We start from the raw sequence: 26488 nt of genomic DNA on the forward strand, positions 1-26488 counted from the left end.
GGTTCCACGTTGTTTTTCTTAGGTCGGCGCTCTGGTGTGGCGCCTTTTTTCGTTGCTTTGAAAATTCATCCAAACGGTCAGCTTCAGTGCTGTTAGCAAGAGCTGAGCCAAGGCTTTCGAAAAGCAAAAAAACTCCCGTTCGGCTGTTCGAAAACAGTCGATTGAGAGGTTTTGTTGGATGCCTTGGTACCGTCCAGCGCCGGGATAAGTTGGCTAGCTGGTCAGGAATTAAATCCGGGCTTTTTTTTAAAGCGGATTCGGGCGGCCGCGGAGAATACTGACTCCTTGGCCAGGTCTCAAGTGCCCCGCAACAGCGCACCGACGACAGGTTTGGGGCACGGTTGGCGGTAGTTGGCTTGTCGTCGCAAAACGACAGCCTTGAGTGGGTAAAAACCATCTGTTGCTTCCTCTTGTTTTTATTGTTGAGGCGCAGGCAGTTGCTGACCCTGTGGGAGCGGCGGTGCGACGATTCGACTTGCTCGCGAAAGCGGTGTGTCAGAAACACATGAGTCGACTGATCCAACGCTTTCGCGAGCAAGCCCGCTCCCACAAGGGGCGGTGTGTTTTTCCGGTTAGTGCGGGTGGGCGGCGCAGTCGTTGATGGCTGCGCGTTCTCTACCGCCGAGAATGTTGAACAGCAGGTTCAGCGCCAGGGCGCTAAGGGTGGCCATGGCGATGCCGCTGTGGGTGATCGGGCTCATCCACATCGGCAGGTGCGCGAAGAACTCCGGACGCACCACCGGGATCAGGCCCATGCCGATGCTCACCGCGACCAGTAGCTGGTTGCGACGGTCACCGATGTCGGCTTCTTGCAGGATCTTGATCCCGGTGGCGGCGACCATGCCGAACATCGCAATCGCTGCGCCGCCCAATACCGCCGGCGGAATCGACGCCACCAGAAACGCCGCTTTCGGCAGCAGGCTCAGCACCACCAGCAAGCCACCGGCGACGATGGTCACCGAACGGCAGCGCACGCCGGTCATCTGCACCAAGCCGATGTTCTGTGCGAAGGAGGAGTGGGTGAAGGTGTTGAAGAAACCGGCGAAGAACGAGGCGGCGGCATCACACAGCAGACCACGACGGAGCATGCGCGGGCAGACTTCGCGGTCGGTGATTTTGCCCAGGGCGAGGAACATCCCGGTGGACTCGACGAAGATGATCACCACCACCAGGCACATGGAAAGAATCGGCGCGAGTTCAAACTTCGGCATGCCGAAGTGCAGCGGCGTGACGATCTGCAGCCACGGCGCTTGCGCCATGCCGCTGAGGTCGACCATGCCGATCAGACCGCAAACGACGTAGCCCAGGCACATGCCGATCAGCACCGAAATGTTGACCCAGAAACCGCGCATAAAGCGGTGGACCAACAGAATGGTGGCCAGCACCAGCGCGGCGATGGCCAGGTAAATCGGCGAACCGAATTGCGTCGCGCCAGCACCGCCACCGGCCCAGTTAACGGCGACGGGGAACAGCGACAAACCGATCGAAGTGATGACCGTGCCGGTCACCAGCGGCGGGAAGAAGCGCACAACTTTGGACATGAACGGCGCGATCAGCATGCCGAAGAACCCGGCGGCGATGGTCGCGCCGAAGATCCCCTGCAGGCCGATCCCGGGCATGCCGGCCATGGCCACCATGCTGCCAACCGCAGCGAAACTGGCGCCCATCATCACTGGCATGCGGATGCCCATCGGGCCAATGCCCAGCGATTGCACGATGGTGGCGATGCCGGCGACAAGCAGGTCGGCGTTGATCAGGAAGGCGATTTCTTCACGATTCAGGCCAGCGGCCTGTCCGATGATCAACGGCACCGCGATGGCACCGCCGTACATCAGCAGAACATGTTGCAGACCGACCAGGATCAGTTGCAAAAGGGGCAAACGCTGAATGGCGGGTGCGTCGGGGATGCGCGCTTCGGATAGCTCGGACATGCAACACCTCGGATCTTTTTTATTCTTGTGATTTTGTGCAACAGGCAAACCTGTGGGAGCGGGCTTGCTCGCGAAGAGGCCATGACATTCAACATCTCTGTTGACTGGCCCGACGCTTTCGCGGGCAAGCCCGCTCCCACACAGGCGATACAACACCTGTGGGAGCGAGCCTGCTCGCGAAGCTTTTGCTACTTAATTGGTCTGGGCTCCCTGGTTGATCCACGCACCAATCAGGTCACGCTCTTGCTGGGTCATCTGTGTGATGTTGCCCAGTGGCATGATCTGGCTGGCGACGGCTTGCGCCTGGATCCGCGGGGCCAATTGCTGGATTTGTTGCGGGGTGTCGAACATCACGCCGGCCGGGGCTGCACTGAACAGCGGGCTGGTCGGTTTGGCCGAGTGACACACGGCGCAGCGTTCCTGAATCACGCTGTGCACCTTGTCGAACGCCGGGCCCTGGTTCGACGCCTGGGCCGGTGCAGCGGCTGGAGCAGCAGGCTTCGCCGCTTCAGGTTTGAGGCCACCGCCGAGGGCGGTTTCCGGCAACGGCTGGTACTCGATGGTGCCAGGCGCCTTGGCCACTTCCGGTGCGCTCGGCATCTGCGCCGGGCCGGTTACGTAGGCCAGGCTGATCATGCCGACAGCGGCGACCGGCAGGGTCCAGGCAAACTTGTGGCTGTCATGACGGGTGTTGAAGTAGTGACGCACCAACACCGCCAGCACCGCGATCCCGGCCAGGATCAGCCAGTTGTATTGGCTGCCGTAGGTGCTCGGGAAGTGGTTGCTGATCATGATGAACAGCACCGGCAAGGTGAAGTAGTTGTTGTGCCGTGAACGCAGCAAACCTTTGGCCGGCAGCGCCGGATCCGGCGTGCGGTTCTCGGCAATCGCCGCCACCAATGCGCGTTGCGCCGGCATGATGATGCGGAACACGTTGCCGACCATGATGGTGCCGATGATCGCGCCGACGTGCAGGTACGCACCGCGACCGCTGAACACTTTGCTGAAGCCGTAAGCGGCGCCAATGATCAGCACGAACAGGATGAAACCCAGCAGCGCAGGGCGTTTGCCCAGGGCCGAGTCGCAGAGGAAGGAGTAGATGAACCAGCCGATGAACAGCGAGCCGATACCGATGGCCACACCTTCAGGACCGCTCAGGGTGCTGCCCGGTGCCAGCAGGTACAGCGTCGGGTTGGAGTAGAACACCACGCACAGCAGCGCGATCCCTGACATCCAGGTGAAGTAGGCTTCCCATTTGAACCAGTGCAGGTTGTCCGGCATGGTCGGTGGAGCCAGTTTGTATTTTTCCAGGTGATAGATACCGCCGCCATGGATCGCCCACAGATCGCCCGCCAGACCACTTTTCGGGTTGACCCGATTGAGGTTGTTTTCCAGCCAGACGAAATAGAACGACGCACCGATCCAGGCCACGCCAGTAATCATGTGAACCCAGCGCACGCTCAGGTTCAGCCATTCCAACAGATGTGCTTCCACAGTCTTTACCTCTCGCCTGTCACTCTGTTGTCGAGTGATCAGACCTTCTCTTATTGGTGGGGGGCGAGGATCAAACGCTCATCCTCTTTGAAAAAATGCTCATCGCAGTTATTGCCTGTGCCACTGCGATCAACCACCAGGAAGTCATCCCGCTTTTCGATCGTCAGCACCGGATGGTGCCAAACGCCGCGATGGTAATTAATGCCCTGCCTGCCGTTGGTGACGAAGGCGCGGACCAAGCCTGATACAGGTTCATCGCCAAGTGGCGCGACCACGATCAGAAAGGGGTTGCCGAGCAGCGGAATGAAAGCCTGGCTGCCCAGCGGGTGACGCTCCAGCATGCTGACGGTCAGCGGCATGTCCTGCGCATCGGCGCGGAAGATGCTGATGATCGCGTTGTCCTCTGGCGTGGCGGTTTGTACCGTCGCCAGTTTATGAAAGCGCATGGTCGAACCGTTGTTGATCATGAAGTGATCGCTGCCGTCGGTTTCGATCACGTCACCGAAAGGGGCGAAGGCTTCTTTGGTCAGCGGTTCAATCGTCAGTGTGCGCATGCTGGTCTTCTTTTCGTTGAGTTCTGTGTTGTTTGATCTGGCGCCTTCGCGAGCAAGCCCGCTCCCACATTTGGAATGCATTCCCCTGTGGGAGCGGGCTTGCCCGCGAATGGCTTCACTGCTTACTTCGCCACTTTGCCAAGAACACGCAAGCGACTCACACCACCATCCGGGAACACATTGAGGCGGATGTGGGTGATCGGGCCCAGGGCTTTGATCTGCTCGGCGAAGGTGTGTTCGGCGTGCATTTCCAGTTTCTGCGCCGGCAGCAGTTCGCGCCAGAACAGGGATTGGGTTTCGATCTGGCTGTCGGTGCCGCCCTTCACGAAAGCGCCCTGGATCGAGCAGGTGTCCGGGTAGTTGCCCTTGAAGTGCAGGGTGTCGACGATGACTTTCTCGACTTCGCCGGCATGGCCCAACGCGACGATCACCCAGTCATTGCCTGGCGTGCGGCGACGTGCAGTTTCCCAGCCGTCGCCCATGTTGATGCCACGGCCCGGGTTGAGGATGTTGCTCATGCGACCGAAGTGTTCATCGGAGCAGGCGAGGGCGCGGCCACCATTCAGGGCTGCGGCCAGGTCGATCTGCTCGTTGTCGCCAACAGCCGACCAGTCGCGGTGCGGCACACCGTACACGCGCAGACGGGCTACGCCGCCATCCGGGTAGATGTTGAAACGCAGGTGGCTGAAGGCCTGGTCGTTATTGATTTCGTGGTAGTGGTGGCTGTTGCCTTGCAGCTCGACGGCCGACAGCACTTCAACCCACTGGGTGTTTTCGGTCGGTTCGCCTTCAGCCAGGAAACAGGCTTCCAGGGAGGCCGACGGCGGGTAGTTGCCGGTGAAGAATGAAGTGTCGATGTCCACGCCTTTGATCGAGCCCGGTACACCCAGGCGGATCACGGCTCTGTCATAGCCTTCGAAGCGCTTGCGGCGCGATTCCCAGCCGTCCATCCACTTGCCGTTGTCATCGAACACGCCTTCTTTCCACACAGCCGGGGTCGGCTGGAACAGGCGGTTGGCATCAGCGAACCAGTCATCGGTGACCGAGATGATTTTGGTGCCCAGGCGGGCGTCGGCCAGGTTGACGAACTTCTCGAAAGGTACGGCGTAAGCTTTCATTCTTCTTGTCTGCCTTTAATAAGTTGGCTTGGGATGCTTGCAGGGCCCTGGGTGCATTCGCGTTTTTTTACACTCGGGCCAGGCTCGCTATAGGGTCAGTAAACGGAACAGGGCGATCTTGTTGATCTCCGCCAGCGCGCATTTGAATTCGGTATCTGCCGAGTTGTGAATGCGCGTTTCGAACGCCGCGAGGATCTGATGCCGGTTGCTGCCTTTTACCGCCATGATGAAGGGAAACTTGAACTTGGCCTTGTAGGCATCGTTCAGCTCGGTGAAGCGCTGGAACTCTTCGGCCGTGCATTGGTGAATACCGGCGCCCGCTTGTTCATTGGTGCTGGCTTCGGTCAGTTGGCCCTGGACGGCGGCTTTGCCGGCCAGGTCCGGGTGAGCGTTGATCAGGGCCAGTTGGCTTGCGTGATCAGCGCTCAACAGGATGTCGCTCATGCGCTGGTGCAGGGTTTCGATCTCGTCGATCGAAGCATCCTGGCCCAAGTCGAAGGCCTTCTCGGCCACCCATGGCGAATGTTCGTAGATGTCGGCGAACGCGGCGACGAATGCATCGCGGTTCAGGCTCGACGGTTTCAGGGTTTGAAAGGTGCTCATTGGGCAGCCCCTTGGTACGGGTGGGTTTCGTGCCAGTGGCGAGCGATGTCGACACGGCGGCTGAACCACACCTGTTCATGACTTTTAGCGTATTCGATAAAGCGCTTGAGCGAGGCCAGACGCGCCGGACGGCCGATCAAGCGGCAGTGCAGGCCGATCGACAACATCTTCGGCGCTTCGGCACCTTCGGCGTACAACACGTCGAACGCGTCTTTCAAGTATTCGAAGAAATCGTCGCCCTTGTTGAAACCCTGGACCTGGGTGAAGCGCATGTCGTTGGTGTCCAGGGTGTACGGGATCACCAGGTGCGGCTTGCCGGTCGGGTTGTTCGGTTCCCAGTAGGGCAGGTCGTCGTCGTAGGTGTCGCAGTCATAGAGGAAACCACCTTCTTCCATCACCAGCCGACGGGTGTTCGGGCCAGTGCGGCCGGTGTACCAGCCCAGTGGGCGTTCGCCGGTGAGTTCGGTGAGGATGCGGATCGCTTCGAGCATGTGCTCGCGTTCCTGGGCTTCGTCCATGTACTGGTAGTCGATCCAGCGGTAGCCGTGGCTGCAGATCTCGTGGCCGGCGTCGACCATCGCGCGGATCACGTCCGGATGGCGCTGGGCGGCCATGGCCACGGCGAAGATGGTCAGCGGGATGTCGAATTCCTTGAACAGCTTCAGCACCCGCCACACGCCGGCGCGGCTGCCATACTCGTAAAGGGATTCCATGCTCATGTTGCGCGCGCCTTGCAGCGGCTGCGCCGAGACCATTTCCGAGAGGAAGGCTTCGGATTCTTTATCGCCGTGCAGGATATTGCGCTCGCCACCTTCCTCGTAATTGAGCACGAAGGACAGGGCGATGCGGGCATTGCCCGGCCAGTGTGGGTGCGGAGGGTTACTGCCGTAACCGACCAGGTCGCGTGGGTAGTCAGCGCTCACTGCAGTCTTCCTTCTTATTCGTTGACAGGTTTGTGTGGCGTGCCTGCAGGTGGGAAGTCAGGCTGGCGTCACAGCGATGGGCTGATTGTATACAACTTTATATCGACTTTGTAAGCCTGAATTTTTGCATTTTTCACTAACTGTCATGATTGGATGCTACTGCAAGAAACCTGCCTGACTGGTCAGCTAATGGATAGAAGGTCCGCTGCACGCATGGTTCGTGGTCAGATTCGCCGGGAATCCCCGGATGGTGGTGGCCAGGATAAAAATGTCATTTTTATTGTGTACAATTTTTTTGAAAAGTGTCTTAATCAGTCGCTCGCCGCAGCTTTTCGTGCTCCGAAACGGTGCGGTCTCCTTTCAACTGACTTCGGGAGGCGCGAGGCCTGACTGCTGTAGGCAGGCAGGCGCGCAGAATCAATGGGACGTTTGACTACACACGTTTTGGACGCTGCACACGGTTGCCCGGGCAGCTCGATCAAGGTTGAGCTGTACCGCGTTGAAGGCTCGCAACTGGAATTGGTCGCCAGTGCGATCACCAACAGCGATGGCCGTGTCGATGCACCGTTGCTGCAAGGCGATGACTACCGTTCCGGGGTCTATCAGGTTCAGTTCCATGCGGGCGATTACTACCGCGCCCGTGGCGTTCAGCTGCCGGAGCCGGCGTTCCTGGACGTGGTGGTGCTGCGGTTTGGCATCTCTGCGGAACAGGATCACTACCACGTGCCGCTGCTGATTTCGCCTTATAGCTATTCGACCTACAGAGGAAGCTAGGACTTTCCCCCCAAGAATCCTGCGCATAAAGCTTCTTTGGTCTTTTGCCCGCCCACACTGCGGGCTTTTTTTTGCCCTTGAGAAAGTGGCGTCTGTCAGAGCCTCTTCGCGAGCAAGCCCGCTCCCACCGGGGAGCGCATTCCATTGTGGGAGCGGGCTTGCTCGCGAAGCTTTTGCTTTTAGCGGCTTAACAGAGATGCAGCACCCGCCCCACTGAACAACCCCGCACTGATTCGGTTAAACCAGCTCTGCCCCTTGCCGCTGCGCAGATACCGCGCCGCGCCATGGGCACCCAGCCCGTAGGCCAATTTGCACAGCAGATCCAGCACCGTCCAGGTGGCGATCATCACCAGCAACTGCGGCAGGAACGGTTGCTCGGCGCTCAAGAACTGCGGCAGGAACGCGGCGAAGAACAGGATGTCTTTCGGATTGCTCGCGCCCAGCACAAACGCGCGACCAAACAGCGCACGGAAGCGCGGCACCGGCGCAGCCTGGGGCACTTCGGCGCCCACCGATGGCTGGCGCGATTGCTGCCAGCTCTGCCAGGCGAGGTAAAACAGGTACAGCGCACCGACGATCTTCAGCGCACTGAACAACTGTTCCGACGCCAGCAGCAGGGCGCCCAGGCCCAGCGCCGAGGCGCTGAGCAAACAAATCGACGCAATCACCCCGCCGAGAAACGCCGGGTAAGAACGGCGCAAACCGTAGTTCAAACTGTTGCTGATCATCAGCAAAGACAATGGCCCCGGGATCAGGATCACCACCAGCGCAGCGCCGCTGAACAGCAGCCAGGTTTCCAGACTCATCACTTTCCTCCTAATGTGCAAAAGCCCCACCCGGCGGGGTGAGGCTGTTTGAAGCTATGACCGCTTACAAGAAAACGAACTTGGCGATGAAGATCGCGCAGAGCACCCACAAGCTGACGGAAATTTCCTTGTACTTACCGGTGCCGGCCTTCAGCACCACATAAGTGATAAAGCCCAGCGCGATGCCGTCGGCGACCGAGAAGGTCAACGGCATCATGATCGCGGTGACGATCGCCGGAATGCTGTCCGTCGCTTCATCCCACTCGATGTGCGCCATGCCGCTCATCATCAGCATCGCTACATAAATCAGCGCACCGGCGGTGGCGTAAGCGGGAATCATGCCAGCCAGCGGTGCGAAGAACATCGCGGCAATAAATAGCACACCTACGGTCACGGCGGTAAGACCAGTCCGACCACCAGCGGCGACACCCGCGGCACTTTCTACATAACTTGTTACTGGCGGAACACCGACCATCGCCCCGAATACGCTGGACGCGCTGTCGGCTTTCATGGCGCGGGACAGGTTTTCGATGCGGCCTTCAGCGTTCACCAGATTGGCGCGCTGGGCGACGCCCATCAGGGTGCCGGCGGTGTCGAACATGTGCACGAAGAGGAACGCCAGCACCACGCTGATCATGCTGACGTTGAACACGCCGGCGACATTCATGGCCATCCAGGTCGGCGCCAGGCTCGGCGGGGCGGACATGATGCCCTCGTAATGCACCAGGCCCAGGCCCCAACCGGCGACGGTCACGGTGATGATGCTGATGAGGATAGCGCCGAAGACTTTGTGGTAGCTGAGCACGGCGATCATCAGGAAGCAGATGGCGGCCAGCAACGGGCCGGGTTCGCGCAGGGAGCCGAGCTTGATCAGGGTCGCCGGGCTGTCGACGACGATGCCGGCGGTTTTCAGGCCGATGATCCCCAGGAACAGTCCGACACCGGCGCCCATGGCGTAGCGCAGGCTCACGGGAATGCTGTTGAGCAGCCATTCGCGGATCTTGGAGAAGGTCAGGATCATGAACAACACACCGGAAACAAACACCGCGCCGAGGGCGGTTTCCCAGTTGTAGCCCATGGTGCCGACCACGGTGTAGGTGAAGAATGCGTTCAGGCCCATGCCTGGCGCCAGGCCGACCGGCCAGTTGGCGTACAGGCCCATCAACAGGCAACCCAGGGCGGCGGCGATGCATGTGGCGACGAACGCGGCGCCGTGATCAATCCCGGCGTCGGCCATGATGTTCGGGTTGACGAAGATGATGTAAGCCATGGTGATGAAGGTTGTCAGACCGGCAATCAGCTCGGTCTTCACCGTGGTGCCGTGCAAGGTGAGTTTGAAGATGCGCTCCAGCCAGCCATTGCGTAACGGCGGCGAGAGTTCCAGCGACGGGGCTTCGGATTTGCGGCTTTCCACAGCGAGTACTCCTCAAGAGTTTTATTTTTATTTCCAGGGCCGGACCCATGAGGGTGGCAGCGGCCCTTTGAGGCACTTGCGAATTTGTTGACCGCTTGGTCAGGAACTCGCACGAAGTGGATTATGCTTTTGTATACAAATAAAGCAAATAATGTTTTTGATTTTGTCGACGAAAAGTTTGGCGATAGGGATATATGGCTTGTTCGGGCCCCTTCGCGAGCAAGCCCGCTCTCACACTCGACCGCATTCCCCTGAAGGAACCCGATCACCTGTGGGAGCGGGCTTGCTCGCGAAGGCGCCAGATCAATTCATAAAAATCCAACAGACAGTCCGCTTAGTCTGCGGTCACTTGGCTTTTCCCCAACGCCAGATTCACCGCCAACCACCCATCCACCGCCGCCTCTCCAGCCTCGGCAAACACCCGCTCCAGCAATTTCACCCGCTCACGCCGCAACGACTGCTCGAATCGCGCGCCATCCTCGGTCAGCTCCAGTAGCCGCTTACGCTTGTCGGTCTCGGACGCCACGCTGTTCACCAGATGCATCTCCACCAACTGCCGCAGCGGCATGTTCAGCGCCTGCTTGGTCACGCCGAGCAGCGCGAGCAATTCCTTCACGCTCAGGTTCGGGTAGCGGGCGATGAAAAACACGATGCGCTGATGCACCCGGCTCAAGCCTCGACGCTCAAGCATTTCGTCGGCCTTGGCGGTGAACGCCTGGTAGCCGAAGAAAAACGCTTCCATGGCATGTTGCTGAGTCGTTGGGTTTTTAAGGTCAAGCATATTGACGTATCCGCTCAAGCTGTCGTAATTTCGGTCAACCAGTTTGACTCATTTTCCTCAGGCCTCGCTACCGGTGACCCCATGGCTTTTTCCGAACGTGTCTCGCGCCTTAAAAGTTCTTTGATTCGTGAAATCCTCGCCGCAGCCCAGCGCCCGGAAGTGATGTCGTTCGCCGGCGGCTTGCCGGCCGAGGCCATGCTGCCGACAGTCGAATGGGCCGACATGCCGCTGTCCATGGGCCAATACGGCATGAGCGAGGGCGAACCGGCGTTGCGTGAAGCCCTGGCGGCCGAGGCGCGGGCGTTGGGTGTGCCGTGCGAGGCGAGACAGGTGTTGGTGGTCAGCGGCTCCCAGCAAACCCTCGATCTGGCGGCCAAGCTCTACATCGACAAAGGCACCGAGATCTTGCTGGAAGCGCCGACGTATCTAGCGGCGTTGCAGATTTTCCAGCTGTTCGGCGCTGACTGCATCACGGTCCCGCAGGAGGCGGATGGTCCGAACCTGGCTCAACTGCGTTCGCGCCTGGAACAGCACAAACCCGCGTTCATCTACCTGATCCCGACCTTCCAGAACCCATCGGCGGTGCGCTACAGCGAAGCTAAGCGCGATGCGGTGGCGGCGTTGCTGGACGAGTTCGGCGTCACGCTGATCGAAGACGAACCCTACCGCGAGCTGACCTTCGACGGCGGCAGTGCCACGCCGATTGTCAGTCGCTTGAAAACGGCCAGTTGGATCTATACCGGCACCGTGTCCAAAACCCTGTTGCCGGGGCTGCGGGTCGGTTACCTGATCGCCAGCCCGGACCTGTTCCCGCATTTGCTGAAACTCAAGCAATCGGCGGATCTGCACACCAATCGCGTGGGGCAGTGGCAGGCGCTGCAATGGATCGGGACCGAGAAATTCCAGAATCACCTCAGCGAATTGCGGGACTTCTATCGAGTGCGTCGGGATGCGTTCCAGTCAGCCCTGGAAACGCACTTTTCCGATCTGGCGGATTGGAATGTGCCGCAAGGTGGGCTGTTTTTCTGGCTGACACTCAAGCAACCGCTGGACACCCGGACCTTGCTCAAGGACGCGCTGGCGGCGGATGTGGCGTTTATGCCGGGTGAGCCGTTCTTTCCCGATCCGGACAACCATCCTGGGCATCTGCGGCTGAATTTCAGCCATATCGACCCGGCGCGGCTGGATGAAGGGTTGAAGCGATTGGCGGCGGTGGTGAGGCGGGCGCTGGTGGCGGAAGCGGCTTGAGGGGAGGGTAGAAATGAATAAACCGGCTCAGGGGCCGGTTTATTTTTGTCTGGATTTTGTGGTGTCTGGGCGTGCCCCTTCGCGAGCAAGCCCGCTCCCACATTCGACCGCGTTTCACCTGAAGGAACTCGGTCACCTGTGGGAGCGGGCTTGCTCGCGAAGGCGCCGGTCAGAACACCGCAAAACCATCAGACCGCCGCAAACCGCTTATCCAGATAGTCAATGATCACCTTGGACTCATACATCCAGGTGGTCTGGCCATTCTCTTCAATCCGCAGGCACGGCACTTTGATCTTGCCGCCCTGATCCAGCAGGGTCTGGCGATCCTGTTCGTTGTTCTTTGCGTCGCGCAACGCCACCGGCACGTTCAAGCGGCGCAAGGTGCGGCGGGTTTTCACGCAGAACGGGCAGGCGTGGAACTGATACAGGGTCAGGTCCTTGGCGGCGCTGTTGACCTGGGCCTGAGCCTCGGCCGGGCGCTGTTTTTTGCCCGGGCGGGTGATGAAGTCGATGAAGATGATCAGTTGGCCAAGGCCGACACGAAGCGCTTTTACGAACACGTTGAAAGCCTCACGGTGGGAATTGTGAAAGGCGCGCAGCTTACCTGATTTTTCACAGGCGAAAAAAAACCGGCGATGAATGCCGGTTTTCTTCGTGTGGCGCGTTACTTGATCAGGCTGAGAAACTCGCTGCGAGTCGCTGCGTTTTCGCGGAACTCACCGAGCATCACCGAAGTGATCATCGACGAATTCTGCTTCTCGACACCGCGCATCATCATGCACATGTGCTTGGCCTCGATCACCACCGCAACGCCCAGGGCGCCGGTGACTTGCTGCACCGCATCGGCGATCTGGCGGCTGAGGTTTTCCTGGATCTGCAGGCGGCGGGCGTACATATCGACGATCCGCGCGACTTTCGACAGCCCCAATACCTTGCCGCTCGGGATATAGGCAACGTGGGCCTTGCCGATGAACGGCAGCAGGTGGTGTTCGCACAACGAGTAGAGCTCGATGTCCTTGACCAGCACCATTTCGCTGTTGTCGGAGCTGAACAAGGCACCGTTGGTGACTTCTTCGAGTGTCTGTTCATAACCGCGGCAGAGGTACTGCATGGCTTTGGCGGCACGCTTCGGCGTGTCGAGCAGGCCCTCGCGGGAGACGTCCTCGCCCAATTGGCCGAGAATCGCGGTGTAATTCTGTTCCAGGGACATGAAACTACCTGTGGGATTTTTCGCAAAGGGCAAGGGTACGGTGGCGGACACGGCGCTGCAAGCGCGGCGCGACAGCTTTAGTCGTCGCGACCTTCCATCATGGTGCGTTTGAGCATCACATAAACGGCGCCGGCACCGCCGTGTTTCGGTTGGCACGAGGTAAAGCCGAGCACCTGGGGATGCTGGCGCAGCCAGGTGTTGACGTGACTTTTGATCATCGGCCGCTTGCCGTCCAGGCGTACAGCCTTGCCGTGGGTGACGCGCACGCAGCGGATTTCGAATTTGGTCGCTTCAGCGAGAAAGGCCCAGAGGGTTTCCCGGGCCTTTTCCACGTTCATACCGTGCAGGTCGAGGCTGCCTTCGAACGGGATCTGGCCAATCTTGAGTTTGCGGATCTGGCTTTCCTGGACGCCGTCGCGGGCCCACATCAACTCGTCTTCCGGGCCGACATCGATTACGAACTGATCGGACAACCCGTCCACGGTGGTGGCATCGGTGCGCACGGTGGCGGCCTGACGCAGCTTGGCGATCTGCGCGCGGTCAGCCTTGGGTTTGCCGGTTTCGGCGCGATCGTGCTTGATCGGCTTGACGCCTTGGATCGCACTTTTGAACAGGGAAAAATCGTCGTCTTGCATGGCAGCCTCCGCGAAGGGCGGCCAGTTTACCCAAGTCGAGACGCTATCCATAACAATTGGCGCCCGGCTAGACGCCGGGCTCTGGATTCAGTCGTGTTTTTTCATCAAATGCGGGGCCATGTTCAGCGCTTGCGACTGGCGCGAACGGCGACGGCAGCGGCGCCACAACCACACGCCGATGTACAGCACGAACAGGCCAATCACCAGAATCACGGCCGAACCGACTTTGTTGGTATTCAACTCGCCCATGGCGGGCGCGTGGCCGAGCAGGCTGCCGACACCGGCCAGCGTCATTAATACACCGAGCATCGCCAGCAGGGCGGCAATGGCTGCGCCGAATCGAAAACGCCAGTTGCTTTGGCCTTTGGGCCGCAAGCGGCGTGCATCAAAACCATCGGATAACTTCATTCCGACCTTCCTCAATGGGTATCGGCCCTTCGACCGGGAGTTGACCGGGATGTTCCTGAGGCTAAGGCAATTGCAGCAAATGATAGGCTTTTGCGGATGAGCGGCGGCATGAACCGCTCATCTGAAGTCGATCAGATCAGATCGTGGGTCAGGGCGAGGGTGGCGAAGTTGTCCGCCATGATCGCCATTTCGGTCTGCTGAACGTGCTCGGCGCTGAGTACACCACCCTTGTAAGGCAGGTCGCGGGTCGCACAGGCATCTTCCACCAGGGTGCAACGAAAGCCCAGATTCTTCGCCGCGCGCACGGTGGTGCTGACACTGGAGTGGCTCATGAAGCCGCAGACGATCAGGTCCAGGGAGCCGAGTTCCTGCAGGCGATCGTACAGCGTGGTGCCGTGGAACGCGCTGGGCAGCAGTTTGCCGATAATGGTTTCGTCGCCCTGTGGCTCCAGCCCCGGGATGAATTCCCCGCGCTCGCCCTGTGGATCGAACAGCCCGCCAACGGTGCCGAGGTGACGCACATGCACGATCGGCCGGCCGGCTGCACGGGCAGCGGCCACCAGTTGCTTGATGTTCGCGACGGCGGCATCCATGCCGCTCAGGGCCAGCGGGCCGCTGAGGTATTCTTTCTGGGCATCGATAATGACCACGGTCGCATGGCTCAGATTGGCCGCCGCGTAACCGCGACCGCTGAGTTGAAACATCGTTTTTGGAACGGACATTCTGGGGCTCCTTGGAGTGGGGCTTTTGCGACATTGTCCTCTGGCTGAGCGGTTCTGTGAATCGCTACCATCGTAGGCACCGTCTTTGTTGGCTTGCAGCCTTGTCAAGATGCTGATTCTGTTCAATAGCCAAGCGTAAAAATGGATGCGTCCTACATCTGATCCGGTGTTTTTCCTGCGTCGTCGTGGCGCGTTTTGGCTGTTAGAATCGCCAGTCGTTTTCTGCCAGTCGTTTTATTTGGAGTCGCCGCTGTGATCACTTCCCGCCTTCGTACCCTGCGTGACCATATCCGTTGGGCCGTCAGTCGCTTCCATGGGGAGGATCTGTTTTTCGGCCATGGGACCGACAACGCCTGGGATGAAGCCCGGCAACTGGTGTTGGGTGCACTGCACTTGCCGTGGGAAATTGCCGACAGCTATCTGGACTGCAATCTGGAAGACGATGAGCTGGTCAATCTGCAACGCTTGCTCAAGCGTCGCATCGAAGAGCGCATTCCCACCGCTTACCTGTTGGGCGAGGCGTGGTTCTGCGGCATGTCGTTCATTGTCGATGAGCGTGTGCTGATCCCGCGTTCACCGATCGGCGAGTTGATCGAAAAGCGCTTTGCGCCGTGGCTGGGCAACGATCCTGCGCGGATTCTCGACCTGTGCACCGGTTCCGGCTGCATCGGCATCGCCTGTGCCTACGAGTTCCAGGACGCCGAAGTGGTGCTGGCCGACCTGTCGTTCGAAGCGCTGGAAGTGGCCAATCAGAACATCGAGCGTCATGGTGTCGATGAGCGGGTGTACACGGTTCAGGGCGATGGTTTCGATGGTTTACCGGGGCAACGTTTCGACTTGATCGTGTCGAACCCGCCCTACGTCGATGCGGAAGATTTCGCCGACATGCCGGACGAATACCAGCACGAACCGGAACTGGGCCTGGCCTGCGGTGACGACGGTCTGAACCTGGTACGCCGGATGCTCGCCGAAGCGGCGAATCACCTGACCGAGAAAGGTTTGCTGATTGTCGAAGTGGGCAACAGCCAGGTTCACGTTGAAGGCCTGTACCCGGAAGTCGACTTCGCCTGGCTTGATTTCGAGCGCGGCGGGCATGGGGTGTTCATGTTGACGGCGGAACAGTGCCGCGATCATCAGACACTGTTCGCTTCCCGCGTTTAATCCCGTAAAGATCGTTCCCACGCTCTGCGTGGGAATGTCTCAATGGACGCTCCGCGACCGCTTCGAAAAGGGACGCGGAGCGTCCGGGGCTGCATTCTCACGCAGAGCGTGGGAATGATCGGTTACCGGTGTGTAGCAATCCAGATCAACAACCCCGCCTGAAACACCGCAAATGCCACCAGGCACGTAATCGTAAAACGCAACCCGGCGTCTTCGCGCTTGTACTTGCTGACCTTTTCTTCGTGTTTCTTGAGCTTCACTTCCTGCTCGGCCAGGTTTTGCTCGGCCTGCTGCAGCATCTGCGCGGCTTCGAGAATTTCCACCTGTTGCAGTTTTTCGCGATTCCAGTCCGCGGACAGATCGCCGACCTTCACTTCTTTGACGCTGCCCTTCAAATGCTGGGCATCGGCGTACACCACATCAAAACCATGCACCCGCAAAAAGTGATCGCGACGCAGGCGTGTGTCTTCGTTCAGCGCATCCTTGTTGTTCAGGTCGCAGCCGTCGACGGTATACGCGGGCCAGCGCTTTTTCGCCCAGGTAATGCCTTGAGCGGCCAGATAGCGCCCGATACCACGGTTCATCGGCTCAATCTGCAAACCGCTGGCAGGGCCGAAATGCACGCGTTTGGTTTCGTGATCGACCCAGACGTCCAGATGATTCTGTTCCTTGCGCACCCGTTGGCCGGGCAGCGAGAGGGTCATGCGCATCAGGCTGCGCTGCTTGTCGTTGCGCTCGGCGTAACCGAACTCGACGAAGCGCAATGGCCGTCCGCCGGTGTTGCGGTCGGTCTGCAGCGGCGCCAGACGGAGCATCTTGTGGTGCTCGACGTGGACGTCCGCCCACGGCAGCTCGACCACTGGCGGTGTGTCTTTTTCAGCGGTGGTGTCGGGTGAAGTCGGGGTATCAGTCATAACGGCGAGGTCCTGTCCAAGCGCTGCTTGCCGCCAGTCATAGCGCTGGCGACAAAGGCTTATCGGCCGTTTTGTTCAAGACTGGAGGGCAAATAGCGCTTAAACAGCGCTTAACTGGAGCGAAGTCCGTCAATAAACCCGAGGATTCGCGTACCGAGTTCGGCGGCCAGGGGCAAATTCGGGTCCTTATAGGAGGCCAATTGCCGCTTCACATCGTTGGGCACGATGCGCATCACGTGGTTCATACCCTCGATCACCGCGAGTTCGGCGTCCGGTTTGGCGGCTTTCAGCAGCTTGGCGTCGCCGACACCGACCTGGATATCGCTGGTGCCCTGGATGATCAGCGCCGGCATCTTCAATTTGGCGAACGCGGCCGCCGGATCCTGGCGGAACAGTGAAATCAGGTACGGCTGCACGCTCGGGCGGAAAATCACCTGCAACTGCGGCGGCACGTTGTCATCGGTATGGCCGGCCTTGAGGCTGTCGAGCAGTTCATTGCTGCGCAGCATCAACGGTGGTGGCAGGCGGTTGCTCAATTGCTGGCGCAGCACTTCATCCACAGGCCGGGCGCTGCCGGACATGGAAATCACCGCCGCCGCATCGACGCTCGGCGCCGCCAGCGTGGCAATCAGCGCGCCTTCGCTGTGGCCCAGCAGAATCAGTTTGCCGAAACGCGGGTCGGCCTTGAGTTTCTGGCTCCAGGCCTCGGCGTCGGCGACATAGGCTTCCACCGACAGATTGCGCTCGTCCGGGGTTGCGGCCAGGCTCGCCGCCACACCGCGTTTGTCGTAGCGCACGCTGGCGATGTTGTGTTTCGCCAACACCCAGGCCAGACGCTTGAGGCTGTCGTTGCGTCCGCCATCGGGGTTGTTTCCGTCGCGATCCGTAGGACCGGAGCCGGAAATGATCAAGACAACCGGCACGGGCGCGTCGGATTTAGGCAGCAACAAGGAGCCGAAAAGCTCTCCGGTGCCGGTATCCAAACTGATCGGTCGTTGTAGGACAGTTGCCTGAACGAAGCCGGTAAACAGGGTAAGGCTCAAGGCTAGAACTCGCAGCATCATCACGCCATCATGAATAAGGTGCCGGTTGGACTCGCGGGCACCCATAAGGTTCGAGGATGAACTACTTGGATAGCCTGCGTATACTGGCGCGCATTACGTATTCAGGTTCGATTTCACGGAGCGTCCCGCATGTCCGGCAATACCTACGGCAAGCTGTTCACTGTCACCACCGCTGGCGAAAGCCATGGTCCGGCGTTGGTCGCCATTGTCGACGGCTGCCCGCCGGGTCTGGAGATTTCCCTGGAGGATCTGCAGCGTGACCTTGACCGCCGCAAACCCGGCACCAGCCGCCACACCACCCAGCGCCAGGAAGCCGACGAAGTCGAAATCCTCAGCGGCGTGTTCGAAGGCCGCACCACCGGTTGCGCCATCGGTCTGTTGATCCGCAACACCGACCAGAAGTCCAAGGACTACTCGGCGATCAAGGATCTGTTCCGCCCGGCCCACGCCGACTACACCTACCACCACAAATACGGCGAACGCGATTACCGCGGCGGCGGTCGCAGCTCGGCGCGGGAAACCGCGATGCGCGTGGCGGCGGGGGCGATTGCCAAGAAATACCTGGCGACCCAGGGCATCGTCATTCGGGGCTACATGAGCCAGCTCGGCCCGATTGAAATCCCGTTCAAGACCTGGGATTCGGTGGAAGAAAACGCGTTCTTCAGCCCCGACCCGGACAAGGTGCCGGAACTGGAAGCCTATATGGACCAGTTGCGCCGCGACCAGGATTCGGTCGGCGCGAAGATCACTGTCGTTGCGGAAGGCGTAATGCCTGGCCTCGGCGAGCCGATCTTCGACCGTCTCGATGCTGAACTGGCCCACGCGCTGATGAGCATCAACGCGGTGAAAGGCGTGGAAATCGGCGCCGGTTTCGCCAGCGTCGCCCAGCGCGGCACCGAACACCGCGATGAAATGACCCCGGAAGGTTTCCTCAGCAACAACGCCGGCGGCATTCTCGGCGGGATCTCGTCGGGTCAGCCGATCGTCGCGCATCTGGCGCTGAAGCCAACGTCGAGCATCACCACGCCGGGCCGCTCCATCGACATCCACGGCAACCCGGTGGACGTGATCACCAAGGGCCGTCATGACCCGTGCGTTGGCATCCGTGCCACGCCGATTGCCGAAGCGATGATGGCCATCGTGCTGATGGATCACCTGCTGCGTCACCGTGGGCAGAACGCCGATGTGCGTGTGAGCACGCCGGTGTTGGGTCAGCTTTAATGGCTGACCTCACAGCCGCTTTGGTCTGAGGACTGTGGCGGCGCTCCCGTACTGGCGGCTTTCCAGTTTCTATCTGTTCTATTTCGCCTTGCTCGGATCAACAGCGCCATTCCTGGCGCTGTACTTCGATCACCTGGGCTTTTCCAGCGCGCGCATCGGTGAACTGGTGGCGATCCCGATGCTGATGCGCTGCGTGGCGCCGAACATCTGGGGCTGGCTCGGAGACTACACCGGTCGGCGCCTGGCCATCGTGCGCTTCGGCGCGGTGTGCACGCTGCTGACGTTCTCGCTGATTTTCGTCAGCAAAACCTACGCCTGGCTGGCGATGGTCATGGCCCTGCACGCGTTCTTCTGGCACGCAGTGCTGCCGCAGTTCGAAGTCATCACCCTGGCGCACTTGAAGGGCCAGACCTCCCGTTACAGCCAGATCCGTTTGTGGGGCTCCATCGGTTTCATCATCACCGTGGTCGCGCTCGGGCGGGTCTTTGAATGGCTGAGCCTGGATGTGTATCCGGTAGCGCTGGTGCTGATCATGGCCGGGATCGTCGTCAGCAGCCTGTGGGTGCCGAACGCGCAACCGATCCAGAGTGAGCGGGTGACGGGGGAGGGCTTCCTCAAGCAACTGCGCAGCCCTGGCGTATTGGCGTTTTACGGTTGTGTCGCGCTGATGCAGATGAGCCACGGTCCGTATTACACCTTCCTGACCCTGCACCTTGAGCGTCTCGGTTACAGCCGTGGCGTGATCGGCATGCTCTGGGCCGTGGGTGTGGTGGCTGAAGTCCTGATGTTCCTGGCCATGAGCAAAATCCTGGCGCGCTTCTCGGTACGCCGGGTGTTGCTGGCGAGTTTTCTGCTGGCGGCCCTGCGCTGGTTGCTGCTAGGTTCGTTTGCTGAATTTTTGTGGGTGCTGCTGTTCGCGCAGGTGTTGCACGCCGCCACCTTCGGCAGCTTTCACGCGGCTGCCATCCAGTTCGTGCAACGTAGTTTCGGCGCGCGCCAGCAAGGCCAGGGCCAGGCGTTGTACGCAGCACTGGCCGGCACCGGCGGCGCGCTCGGCGCGTTGTATTCCGGATACAGCTGGAATGCCCTCGGCGCCACATTGACCTTTAGTATCGCCAGCCTCGCAGCCTTCGCGGCTGCCGTTATCATTGCCACACGTATGCAAGAGGACCGGCCATGAGCCTTACCCGAGAACACCTCGCCCAGGAAATCATCGACGCCGGGCGATTTTTGTATGGTCGCGGCTGGTCGCCGGCCACCAGCAGCAACTATTCGACGCGCCTGTCGCCGACCGAAGCGCTGCTGACCGTTTCCGGCAAGCACAAAGGCCAGTTGGGCCTCGATGATGTGCTGGCCACCGACCTGTCGGGCAACAGCCTGGAACCGGGCAAAAAGCCGTCCGCCGAAACCCTGCTGCACACTCAGCTGTATAGCTGGCGCCCGGAGATCGGCGCCGTGCTGCACACCCATTCGGTGAATGCCACGGTGTTGTCACGCCTGACGCCGGAGGATTTCATTGAATTCGAAGACTACGAATTGCAAAAAGCCTTCAGTGGCGTGTCCACCCACGAGTCCCGGGTGCGGGTGCCGATTTTCGACAATGACCAGGATATTGCGCGCCTGGCCGCCAAGGTGCAGCCTTGGCTGGACGCCCATCCCGATTGCGTCGGCTACCTGATTCGCGGCCACGGCCTCTACACCTGGGGCGCCCGCATGAGCGACGCACTGCGGCAGATCGAGGCCTTTGAATTTTTGTTCGAGTGCGAGTTGAAGACCCGCAGCGTCATGAACCGCCAAGGCTGACTTCACCAGAAGTAGCCCATTTGCCTGATGAAATGCCTGGCCTGACCGGTCTGAAAGAACCGGAAGGCGCGGCCGATACCGAGGAATTGCCCCATGAGCAGCCTGTCCGTTTATCACGTATCAAGCCCGGAAATACCGAACAAGGTCCTGACCCACTTCGAAGACATCGCCTCGACCCTGGCCGAACAGGGTGTGCGCTTCGACCGCTGGCAAGCCACCGCGAAAATCCAGCCCGGCGCCAGCCAGGAAGAAGTGATCGCCGCGTACCAGGAACAAATCGACAAGCTGATGACCGAGCGTGGCTACGTTACGGTCGATGTCATCAGCCTGAACAGCGATCACCCGCAAAAAGCCGAACTGCGCGCCAAGTTCCTCGATGAACATCGGCATGGCGAGGACGAAGTACGATTTTTCGTCGCTGGTCGTGGGCTGTTTACCCTGCACATCGACGATTACGTCTACGCCGTGCTCTGCGAGAAAAACGACCTGATCTCGGTGCCGGCCGGCACGCCGCACTGGTTCGACATGGGCGAGCATCCGCATTTCGTCGCGATCCGCCTGTTCAACAACCCGGAAGGCTGGGTCGCCAACTTTACCGGCGAAGACATCGCCAGCCGCTTCCCGCGCCTGGAGGACTGAGCCGATGCCGATCAAAGCGATTCTCACCGACATCGAAGGCACCACCAGCGCGGTGAGTTTTGTATTCGACGTATTGTTCCCTTATGCGGCCAAGCACCTGCCGGATTTTGTACGCCAGCACGCCGCACGGGCGGGCGTTGCCGAGCAACTGGACGTCGTGCGCCGGGACAGCAATGAACCCGAGGCAAACGTTGAGCGGGCCATCGAAATTCTTTTGGGCTGGATCGCCGAAGACCGCAAGGCCACGCCGCTCAAGGCGTTGCAAGGCATGGTCTGGGCGCAGGGTTATCAGGCGGGGCAGTTGAAAGGCCACGTTTACCCGGACGCCGTTGACGCGCTCAAGCGCTGGCATCAGGACGGTTATCAACTGTTTGTGTATTCCTCGGGCTCGATCCAGGCGCAGAAACTGATCTTCGGTTGCTCGGACGCGGGGGATTTGTCGCCGCTGTTCAGCGGTTACTTTGACACCACGTCGGGGCCGAAGCGTGAGGCGCAGTCTTACGCGCGGATTACTCAGGCGATTGGGCTGGAACCTGCGCAGATTCTGTTCCTGTCCGACATCGTCGAAGAACTCGACGCGGCGCGCACGGCGGGCATGGCGACTTGCGGGTTGGCGCGAGAGGGTGGTGAGTTGGCGGGGCATGTGACCGTAGACAGCTTCGCGCGAATCAACCCATCTACTTTCTAAACCCCGCATAACCCTGTGGGAGCGGGCTTGCTCGCGAAAGCAGTGTCTCAGTCAATATCTCAGTCGACTGATACACCGCCTTCGCGAGCAAGCCCGCTCCCACAAGTTTGTTTACAGCGTCGAACGATTTACGCCGAGTGATAAGTCGGCAGCGCAAACCGTTGCTGGCTTTGCAGCATAGAGATCTGCGGCAGCTCGCTGGCCTGTTCGGCCAGGTCACGGCGGATGGCGCTGATCACCCACGACAGCTGATCGCCAGCATGCAATTGCTGGTAGGAAATCGAGCGTTTAAACACTTTGCCTTCGGTGCTGCGCAGTGTCAGCAGGATGCCACCGTCAGGGCGTGCCTGGGTGGTCACGTCGAAGTTGGAGAACAGCGAGGTAAATTTTTCTTGGATCAGGCTCATGTCTATCAGCTCCGTTAGCGCTTAATTAGCAAGCATGGAGAGGTAGTTGCAGCGATTGTGCCAGCACCTGAATTTTTAAAAGTTGTTATAAATCAATAAGTTATTTATATGTCGGTTTTTTGCTTTCGTGCAATCTGCATGAATGGCCATCGTGCATCCTGCATTTTGCGAGGTCGGGCGTAATTCGATGGAACGAATGACACGGCCAGGGTTCGCGTTTGCGCGGGTCTCAAAGGCGGATACAAAACATTGCAAAAACCGCGTGTACAGCTCCAGAACGGCTGACGTATTTTCGGGCTCAATCAACGCCGCCCGACAATAAGAAGATCGACCGGGAGCTACCATGAGCGACACGATTACCTGGGGCATGATGCTCCGCAAACTGCCGACCATCGCCAAAGCCATTCCCCGCGTGGTGAAAGGCATGAAGGTCGCCAACGTCAAGGACCCGACCCAACCGTGTGGCCTCGGCTGGAGCTTTGAACAGGCGACATTGCGCAATCCCGATGGCCTTGCCTTGCTGCAAGACGAGGTGTTGCTGACCTACACACAGGTCAATCAGTGGGCCAATCGCATCGCCCATCACCTGATCAGCCAAGGCATCGGCAAGGGCGACGTGGTGGCGATCTTCATCGAGAACCGCCCGGAATTGCTGGTCACGATCCTGGCGGTGGCCAAGGTCGGGGCGATCAGCGCCTTGCTCAATACCTCGCAAACCCGCGATACCCTGGCCCACAGCCTGAATCTGGTGGCGCCGGTGGCGATCATCGTCGGCGAAGAGCTGGTGCCGGCGTTTTCGGCGGTACGCGAGCGGGTTTCAATCCCGGCGACGCGCACCTGGTTCGTGGCGGATCGCGATACGTTCAGCTATCCGGGCATTTCGCCCGATCGTTTCGTCAACCTGATGATGGCCTGCGCCGACGCCCCCGACGACAACCCGGCCAGCAGCCAGCAGGTGTTTTTCGACGACACCTGTTTCTATATCTACACCTCCGGCACCACCGGGTTGCCCAAGGCTGGCGTGTTCAAACACGGGCGCTGGATGCGCAGCGCTGCCAGTTTCGGCATGATCGCCCTGGATATGCAGCCGCAAGACGTCGTCTATTGCACCTTGCCGCTCTACCACGCCACCGGGCTTTGCGTGTGCTGGGGCTCGGCCATCAGCGGCGCCTCGGGGTTTGCCATCCGCCGCAAGTTCAGCGCCAGTCAGTTCTGGAACGACGTGCGCAAATACCAGGCGACCACCCTCGGTTACGTCGGCGAATTGTGCCGCTACCTGGTGGATCAACCGGTCAGTGCCGACGACAGCAAGCACGGCGTGACCAAGATGATCGGCAATGGCCTGCGCCCCGGTGCCTGGCGTGAGTTCAAGACGCGCTTTGGGGTGAGCCACATTTGCGAGCTCTACGCGGCCAGCGACGGCAACATCGGGTTCACCAACATCCTCAACTTCGACAACACCATTGGTTTTTCCCTGATGTCCTGGGAGCTGGTGGCGTACGACCACGACAGCGGCGCGCCGATTCGCAACGCCAAGGGTTTGATGAGCAAAGTCGCCAAGGGCGGGCAGGGCTTGTTGCTGGCGAAAATCGACGACAAGGCACCGCTGGACGGCTACACCGATCCGCAGAAAACCGAGAAGGTCGTGCTCCACGACGTGTTCGCCAAGGGCGACCGCTACTTCAACACCGGTGACTTGCTGCGCAATATCGGCTTCGGTCATGCGCAATTTGTCGATCGTTTGGGCGACACCTACCGCTGGAAGGGCGAGAACGTCTCCACCACCGAGGTTGAAAACATTCTGTTGAAGCATCCGAATATTTGCGAGGCGGTGGCCTACGGCGTGGAGATTCGCAACACCAATGGCCGCGCCGGAATGGCAGCGATTACCCCTGCCGAATCCCTGGCGACCCTGGATTTCAGTGAATTGCTGAGTTTTGCCCGCCAGCAAATGCCGGTCTATGCCGTGCCGTTGTTCCTTCGAGTGAAAGTAAAAATGGAGACTACTGGGACTTTCAAATACCAGAAGACCCGCCTCAAGGACGAAGCCTTCGACCCCGGCAAGACCGGCGATGACCCGATCTACGCCTGGCTGCCGGGCACCCAGACCTACGTACAAGTCACGGGGGAAGTGCTGGCGGATATTCACGCGGGCAAGTACCGTTATTGAATCTGGCTATGGCTGCCCATGAGAAAAAAGGAGTGACAGGCGCCGGGGCGCTCGGGAAACTGTCGACTTTCCGATTGACCGAATAGAGAGTCTCCCATGTCAGACCAAAGCCGCCAGATGACGCCCGAAGAAGCTGCCGAATTCGCCGAACAGGTGTTCAACAAAGCGCGCGAGGGCGACGCCGCCATGATGGCTGCGCTGCTGACCAAAGGCCTGCCGCCGAACCTGCGCAACCACAAGGGCGACACCTTGCTGATGCTCGCCGCGTACCACGGCCACGTGGAAACCGTGAAAGTATTGCTGGAACACAAGGCTGACCCGGAAATCCGCAACGACAACGGCCAGAGCCCGATTGCCGGCGCCGCGTTCAAGGGCGACCTGGCGGTGGTCAAGGCGCTGGTCGACGGCGGGGCGCAAGTGGAAGGTTCGTCGTTCGATGGCCGCACTGCGCTGATGATGGCGGCGATGTTCAACCGCGTTGAAATCGTCGACTACCTGATCAGCAAAGGCGCCGACCCGAAAGCCAAGGACGCCAATGGCGTGACTGCGCTGGATGCGGCGAAGACCATGGGGGCCGTGGATACCACTGCTCAGCTTGAGAAACTGATGGGCTGATAGTCCGTCTTCGCGAGCAAGCCCGCTCCCACATTTGGAAATGCGTTTCCCTGTGGGAGCGGGCTTGCTCGCGAATGGGCCAAACGCGATCAATGGGTTATCCTTCGCGCCCTAAAATTTCCCTCGCTACAGGATCCATCCCCATGAAAACCGCACTCGTCGAACTCATCAGCAAAATCAGCTCCGGGTGCATGGGCGATGACGAAATCCTGAAGATCGCTGACGAAGCGGCCCAGGCCTACGCTGATCCGCAGGCTTTTCTGACAGCCAATCCGGACATCAACTACGACGACACCTTCCCGATGCCGTTGGGGGAATGGGTCGTGGTGGGCAGCCTGCCGGAAACCGTGCTGTTCCAGGCCGACACCTACGTGGATCTGTTCGCGCAAATCGTTGCCTCGTTCGGCCCGGGTGTTGATTTCAACATCAAGCCCAAGCAACTGGCCAAGACCGAAGCCCTGACCGCGCTCAATCGCATCCAGGTGCAGATGGGCAGCATGAACAAGGAAAACGGCGGTTACACGCTGCTGAACTTCAGCCAGTTGCTCGACGATGAACTGCAAGTGGTGCTGGTCTACGGTAACGACGTGCCCCGCGTACTCGAACTGTGCGCCGAGGTCGGCATCGCCGCCGCACCTTCCCTGGAAGCCCTGAAAGTGGCGATCCACGTTTAATGGAATAAAACGGAACCCTTGCAGGGGCCGACTATCCTAAGACTGCATGCCACTATCTTGGGAGCGACACCATGGGTTCCAGTTTTAACGGTCTGGTTGGCCTGATCATTCTTGCCCTGGACATCTGGGCCATCATCAACGTGCTGAAAAGTGGCGCCGAAACCGGGATGAAAATCATCTGGGTGCTGCTGATCCTGCTGCTGCCGGTACTGGGCCTGATCATCTGGGCCATCGCCGGGCCACGGGGTAATGTCCGCATCTGACAGGTGAATCCTGTTTACCTGTAGGAACACAGAACCTGTGGGAGCGGGCTTGCTCGCGAAAGCGGAGTGTCAGTCAACTGTGATGTTGAATGATAAGCCGCCTTCGCGAGCAAGCCCGCTCCCACAAGGGGATTGTGGCGTGTCAGCAAGTGACGTTCGACCTGTCATGTTCCGCAACGTAGAATGCGCGCCTTTCCCGGGCAATCGAGCCTTTCGATTGGCCATCATGGGCGGGTAACCGTCCGTTG

The 26488-nt window shown here is 59.8% G+C and carries 29 protein-coding genes; 12 read left to right on the forward strand and 17 right to left on the reverse strand.

Annotation, left to right across the window (positions count from 1 at the left end; genetic code table 11):
* Positions 1–572: 572 nt before the first annotated feature.
* The 6 genes from ACIQY3_RS16140 to puuE form a co-directional block, all read right to left on the reverse strand.
* Complete coding sequence (locus ACIQY3_RS16140) at positions 573–1931, reverse strand: nucleobase:cation symporter-2 family protein (RefSeq protein WP_054048720.1); 1359 nt, start codon at positions 1929–1931, stop codon at positions 573–575.
* Between the two features lie 192 nt (positions 1932–2123).
* A complete protein-coding gene (locus ACIQY3_RS16145) occupies positions 2124–3425 on the reverse strand; it encodes a urate hydroxylase PuuD (protein WP_403021079.1) in 1302 nt (433 codons plus the stop codon).
* Positions 3426–3475: 50 nt separating this feature from the next.
* Complete coding sequence (locus tag ACIQY3_RS16150; protein WP_010456681.1) at positions 3476–3979, reverse strand: ureidoglycolate lyase; 504 nt, start codon at positions 3977–3979, stop codon at positions 3476–3478.
* A 122-nt stretch (positions 3980–4101) separates the two neighbouring features.
* Positions 4102–5097, reverse strand: coding sequence for an allantoicase (gene alc, locus ACIQY3_RS16155; RefSeq protein ID WP_403021082.1), 996 nt, complete (start codon positions 5095–5097; stop codon positions 4102–4104).
* An 87-nt stretch (positions 5098–5184) separates the two neighbouring features.
* Entirely contained in the window at positions 5185–5700 is a 516-nt protein-coding gene (uraD, locus tag ACIQY3_RS16160) for a 2-oxo-4-hydroxy-4-carboxy-5-ureidoimidazoline decarboxylase (RefSeq protein WP_403021084.1), read from the reverse strand.
* A complete protein-coding gene (puuE, locus tag ACIQY3_RS16165) occupies positions 5697–6623 on the reverse strand; it encodes an allantoinase PuuE (RefSeq protein WP_403021087.1) in 927 nt (308 codons plus the stop codon). Before puuE ends, uraD begins: the two co-directional genes overlap by 4 nt.
* Positions 6624–7043: 420 nt before the next feature.
* Here puuE and uraH point away from each other — a divergent pair, with 420 nt between their 5' ends.
* Positions 7044–7397, forward strand: a complete 354-nt coding sequence (gene uraH, locus ACIQY3_RS16170) for a hydroxyisourate hydrolase (protein WP_010456673.1) — start codon at positions 7044–7046, stop codon at positions 7395–7397.
* Between the two features lie 179 nt (positions 7398–7576).
* Here the strand turns inward: uraH and ACIQY3_RS16175 are convergent, their stop codons facing one another.
* From ACIQY3_RS16175 to ACIQY3_RS16185, 3 genes are all read right to left on the reverse strand, one after another.
* Positions 7577–8203 carry a LysE family translocator gene (locus ACIQY3_RS16175; protein WP_059404689.1) on the reverse strand — a complete coding sequence of 209 codons (627 nt, stop codon included), beginning with the start codon at positions 8201–8203 and terminating at the stop codon, positions 7577–7579.
* A gap of 64 nt (positions 8204–8267) precedes the next feature.
* Positions 8268–9617 carry an NCS2 family permease gene (locus tag ACIQY3_RS16180; RefSeq protein WP_403021091.1) on the reverse strand — a complete coding sequence of 450 codons (1350 nt, stop codon included), beginning with the start codon at positions 9615–9617 and terminating at the stop codon, positions 8268–8270.
* A gap of 334 nt (positions 9618–9951) precedes the next feature.
* On the reverse strand, positions 9952–10398 hold the full coding sequence (locus ACIQY3_RS16185; RefSeq protein ID WP_403021093.1) for a MarR family winged helix-turn-helix transcriptional regulator: 447 nt from the start codon (positions 10396–10398) through the stop codon (positions 9952–9954).
* 81 nt (positions 10399–10479) lie between these two features.
* Between ACIQY3_RS16185 and ACIQY3_RS16190 the strand changes: the two genes are divergently transcribed.
* A complete protein-coding gene (locus ACIQY3_RS16190; protein ID WP_403021095.1) occupies positions 10480–11646 on the forward strand; it encodes a PLP-dependent aminotransferase family protein in 1167 nt (388 codons plus the stop codon).
* Between the two features lie 188 nt (positions 11647–11834).
* Here ACIQY3_RS16190 and ACIQY3_RS16195 read toward each other — a convergent pair whose 3' ends face one another.
* The 5 genes from ACIQY3_RS16195 to ACIQY3_RS16215 form a co-directional block, all read right to left on the reverse strand.
* Positions 11835–12206 carry a glutathione S-transferase N-terminal domain-containing protein gene (locus ACIQY3_RS16195; RefSeq protein WP_054048702.1) on the reverse strand — a complete coding sequence of 124 codons (372 nt, stop codon included), beginning with the start codon at positions 12204–12206 and terminating at the stop codon, positions 11835–11837.
* Positions 12207–12310: 104 nt separating this feature from the next.
* A complete protein-coding gene (gene folE / locus ACIQY3_RS16200; protein ID WP_003204506.1) occupies positions 12311–12856 on the reverse strand; it encodes a GTP cyclohydrolase I FolE in 546 nt (181 codons plus the stop codon).
* A gap of 77 nt (positions 12857–12933) precedes the next feature.
* Positions 12934–13491 carry a Smr/MutS family protein gene (locus ACIQY3_RS16205; RefSeq protein WP_403021099.1) on the reverse strand — a complete coding sequence of 186 codons (558 nt, stop codon included), beginning with the start codon at positions 13489–13491 and terminating at the stop codon, positions 12934–12936.
* Positions 13492–13578: 87 nt separating this feature from the next.
* Positions 13579–13899, reverse strand: a complete 321-nt coding sequence (locus tag ACIQY3_RS16210; protein ID WP_123510723.1) for a hypothetical protein — start codon at positions 13897–13899, stop codon at positions 13579–13581.
* A gap of 131 nt (positions 13900–14030) precedes the next feature.
* Entirely contained in the window at positions 14031–14621 is a 591-nt protein-coding gene (locus ACIQY3_RS16215) for a cysteine hydrolase family protein (protein ID WP_403021102.1), read from the reverse strand.
* Between the two features lie 252 nt (positions 14622–14873).
* Between ACIQY3_RS16215 and prmB the strand changes: the two genes are divergently transcribed.
* The gene (gene prmB, locus ACIQY3_RS16220) at positions 14874–15782 is read left to right on the forward strand and encodes a 50S ribosomal protein L3 N(5)-glutamine methyltransferase (protein ID WP_403021103.1); all 909 of its coding nucleotides are present in this window, start codon (positions 14874–14876) and stop codon (positions 15780–15782) included.
* 122 nt (positions 15783–15904) lie between these two features.
* Here prmB and ACIQY3_RS16225 read toward each other — a convergent pair whose 3' ends face one another.
* Together ACIQY3_RS16225 and ACIQY3_RS16230 are read right to left on the reverse strand one after the other, a co-directional pair.
* Positions 15905–16696: a hypothetical protein gene (locus ACIQY3_RS16225; protein ID WP_403021105.1), complete on the reverse strand. Its 792-nt coding sequence runs from the start codon at positions 16694–16696 to the stop codon at positions 15905–15907.
* 110 nt (positions 16697–16806) lie between these two features.
* Positions 16807–17805, reverse strand: coding sequence for an alpha/beta hydrolase (locus ACIQY3_RS16230; RefSeq protein WP_403021107.1), 999 nt, complete (start codon positions 17803–17805; stop codon positions 16807–16809).
* A gap of 84 nt (positions 17806–17889) precedes the next feature.
* On the opposite strand from ACIQY3_RS16230, the gene aroC reads away from it, so the two are divergent.
* The 5 genes from aroC to mtnC all read left to right on the forward strand — a co-directional run bounded on the left by aroC (position 17890) and on the right by mtnC (position 22111).
* The gene (aroC, locus tag ACIQY3_RS16235; RefSeq protein ID WP_130203669.1) at positions 17890–18981 is read left to right on the forward strand and encodes a chorismate synthase; all 1092 of its coding nucleotides are present in this window, start codon (positions 17890–17892) and stop codon (positions 18979–18981) included.
* Between the two features lie 34 nt (positions 18982–19015).
* Entirely contained in the window at positions 19016–20161 is a 1146-nt protein-coding gene (locus ACIQY3_RS16240; protein WP_403021110.1) for an MFS transporter, read from the forward strand.
* On the forward strand, positions 20158–20784 hold the full coding sequence (locus tag ACIQY3_RS16245; RefSeq protein WP_403021113.1) for a methylthioribulose 1-phosphate dehydratase: 627 nt from the start codon (positions 20158–20160) through the stop codon (positions 20782–20784). Before ACIQY3_RS16240 ends, ACIQY3_RS16245 begins: the two co-directional genes overlap by 4 nt.
* Before the next feature lie 93 nt (positions 20785–20877).
* A complete protein-coding gene (locus ACIQY3_RS16250; protein ID WP_403021116.1) occupies positions 20878–21423 on the forward strand; it encodes a 1,2-dihydroxy-3-keto-5-methylthiopentene dioxygenase in 546 nt (181 codons plus the stop codon).
* Positions 21424–21427: 4 nt separating this feature from the next.
* On the forward strand, positions 21428–22111 hold the full coding sequence (gene mtnC / locus ACIQY3_RS16255) for an acireductone synthase (protein WP_403021118.1): 684 nt from the start codon (positions 21428–21430) through the stop codon (positions 22109–22111).
* 128 nt (positions 22112–22239) lie between these two features.
* Here mtnC and ACIQY3_RS16260 read toward each other — a convergent pair whose 3' ends face one another.
* On the reverse strand, positions 22240–22518 hold the full coding sequence (locus tag ACIQY3_RS16260; RefSeq protein ID WP_054048577.1) for a DUF3509 domain-containing protein: 279 nt from the start codon (positions 22516–22518) through the stop codon (positions 22240–22242).
* Positions 22519–22861: 343 nt separating this feature from the next.
* Here ACIQY3_RS16260 and ACIQY3_RS16265 point away from each other — a divergent pair, with 343 nt between their 5' ends.
* From ACIQY3_RS16265 to ACIQY3_RS16280, 4 genes are all read left to right on the forward strand, one after another.
* The gene (locus ACIQY3_RS16265) at positions 22862–24688 is read left to right on the forward strand and encodes a long-chain-acyl-CoA synthetase (RefSeq protein ID WP_403021121.1); all 1827 of its coding nucleotides are present in this window, start codon (positions 22862–22864) and stop codon (positions 24686–24688) included.
* A gap of 96 nt (positions 24689–24784) precedes the next feature.
* Positions 24785–25303 carry an ankyrin repeat domain-containing protein gene (locus ACIQY3_RS16270; RefSeq protein ID WP_403021123.1) on the forward strand — a complete coding sequence of 173 codons (519 nt, stop codon included), beginning with the start codon at positions 24785–24787 and terminating at the stop codon, positions 25301–25303.
* Positions 25304–25446: 143 nt separating this feature from the next.
* Positions 25447–25977, forward strand: a complete 531-nt coding sequence (locus ACIQY3_RS16275; RefSeq protein ID WP_403021125.1) for a hypothetical protein — start codon at positions 25447–25449, stop codon at positions 25975–25977.
* A 71-nt stretch (positions 25978–26048) separates the two neighbouring features.
* Positions 26049–26240 carry a PLDc N-terminal domain-containing protein gene (locus tag ACIQY3_RS16280; RefSeq protein WP_123403173.1) on the forward strand — a complete coding sequence of 64 codons (192 nt, stop codon included), beginning with the start codon at positions 26049–26051 and terminating at the stop codon, positions 26238–26240.
* The last annotated feature ends 248 nt before the right edge of the window (positions 26241–26488 follow it).

This window comes from Pseudomonas sp. NPDC096950 (assembly GCF_044762525.1).
Classification (GTDB): Bacteria; Pseudomonadota; Gammaproteobacteria; order Pseudomonadales; family Pseudomonadaceae; genus Aquipseudomonas.

Bases quoted from the DNA above. Each gene is read 5' to 3' on its own strand.
- ACIQY3_RS16230 (WP_403021107.1), bottom strand. From the start codon at position 17,805: ATGGGTGCCCGCGAGTCCAACCGGCACCTTATTCATGATGGCGTGATG.
- uraD (WP_403021084.1), bottom strand. From the start codon at position 5,700: ATGAGCACCTTTCAAACCCTGAAACCGTCGAGCCTGAACCGCGATGCA.
- ACIQY3_RS16140 (WP_054048720.1), bottom strand. From the start codon at position 1,931: ATGTCCGAGCTATCCGAAGCGCGCATCCCCGACGCACCCGCCATTCAG.
- alc (WP_403021082.1), bottom strand. From the start codon at position 5,097: ATGAAAGCTTACGCCGTACCTTTCGAGAAGTTCGTCAACCTGGCCGAC.
- ACIQY3_RS16185 (WP_403021093.1), bottom strand. From the start codon at position 10,398: ATGCTTGACCTTAAAAACCCAACGACTCAGCAACATGCCATGGAAGCG.
- ACIQY3_RS16270 (WP_403021123.1), top strand. From the start codon at position 24,785: ATGTCAGACCAAAGCCGCCAGATGACGCCCGAAGAAGCTGCCGAATTC.
- folE (WP_003204506.1), bottom strand. From the start codon at position 12,856: ATGTCCCTGGAACAGAATTACACCGCGATTCTCGGCCAATTGGGCGAG.
- aroC (WP_130203669.1), top strand. From the start codon at position 17,890: ATGTCCGGCAATACCTACGGCAAGCTGTTCACTGTCACCACCGCTGGC.
- ACIQY3_RS16265 (WP_403021121.1), top strand. From the start codon at position 22,862: ATGAGCGACACGATTACCTGGGGCATGATGCTCCGCAAACTGCCGACC.
- ACIQY3_RS16250 (WP_403021116.1), top strand. From the start codon at position 20,878: ATGAGCAGCCTGTCCGTTTATCACGTATCAAGCCCGGAAATACCGAAC.
- ACIQY3_RS16190 (WP_403021095.1), top strand. From the start codon at position 10,480: ATGGCTTTTTCCGAACGTGTCTCGCGCCTTAAAAGTTCTTTGATTCGT.
- mtnC (WP_403021118.1), top strand. From the start codon at position 21,428: ATGCCGATCAAAGCGATTCTCACCGACATCGAAGGCACCACCAGCGCG.
- ACIQY3_RS16275 (WP_403021125.1), top strand. From the start codon at position 25,447: ATGAAAACCGCACTCGTCGAACTCATCAGCAAAATCAGCTCCGGGTGC.
- ACIQY3_RS16210 (WP_123510723.1), bottom strand. From the start codon at position 13,899: ATGAAGTTATCCGATGGTTTTGATGCACGCCGCTTGCGGCCCAAAGGC.
- ACIQY3_RS16280 (WP_123403173.1), top strand. From the start codon at position 26,049: ATGGGTTCCAGTTTTAACGGTCTGGTTGGCCTGATCATTCTTGCCCTG.
- ACIQY3_RS16175 (WP_059404689.1), bottom strand. From the start codon at position 8,203: ATGAGTCTGGAAACCTGGCTGCTGTTCAGCGGCGCTGCGCTGGTGGTG.
- ACIQY3_RS16225 (WP_403021105.1), bottom strand. From the start codon at position 16,696: ATGACTGATACCCCGACTTCACCCGACACCACCGCTGAAAAAGACACA.
- ACIQY3_RS16245 (WP_403021113.1), top strand. From the start codon at position 20,158: ATGAGCCTTACCCGAGAACACCTCGCCCAGGAAATCATCGACGCCGGG.
- ACIQY3_RS16260 (WP_054048577.1), bottom strand. From the start codon at position 22,518: ATGAGCCTGATCCAAGAAAAATTTACCTCGCTGTTCTCCAACTTCGAC.
- ACIQY3_RS16150 (WP_010456681.1), bottom strand. From the start codon at position 3,979: ATGCGCACACTGACGATTGAACCGCTGACCAAAGAAGCCTTCGCCCCT.
- ACIQY3_RS16215 (WP_403021102.1), bottom strand. From the start codon at position 14,621: ATGTCCGTTCCAAAAACGATGTTTCAACTCAGCGGTCGCGGTTACGCG.
- ACIQY3_RS16205 (WP_403021099.1), bottom strand. From the start codon at position 13,491: ATGCAAGACGACGATTTTTCCCTGTTCAAAAGTGCGATCCAAGGCGTC.
- uraH (WP_010456673.1), top strand. From the start codon at position 7,044: ATGGGACGTTTGACTACACACGTTTTGGACGCTGCACACGGTTGCCCG.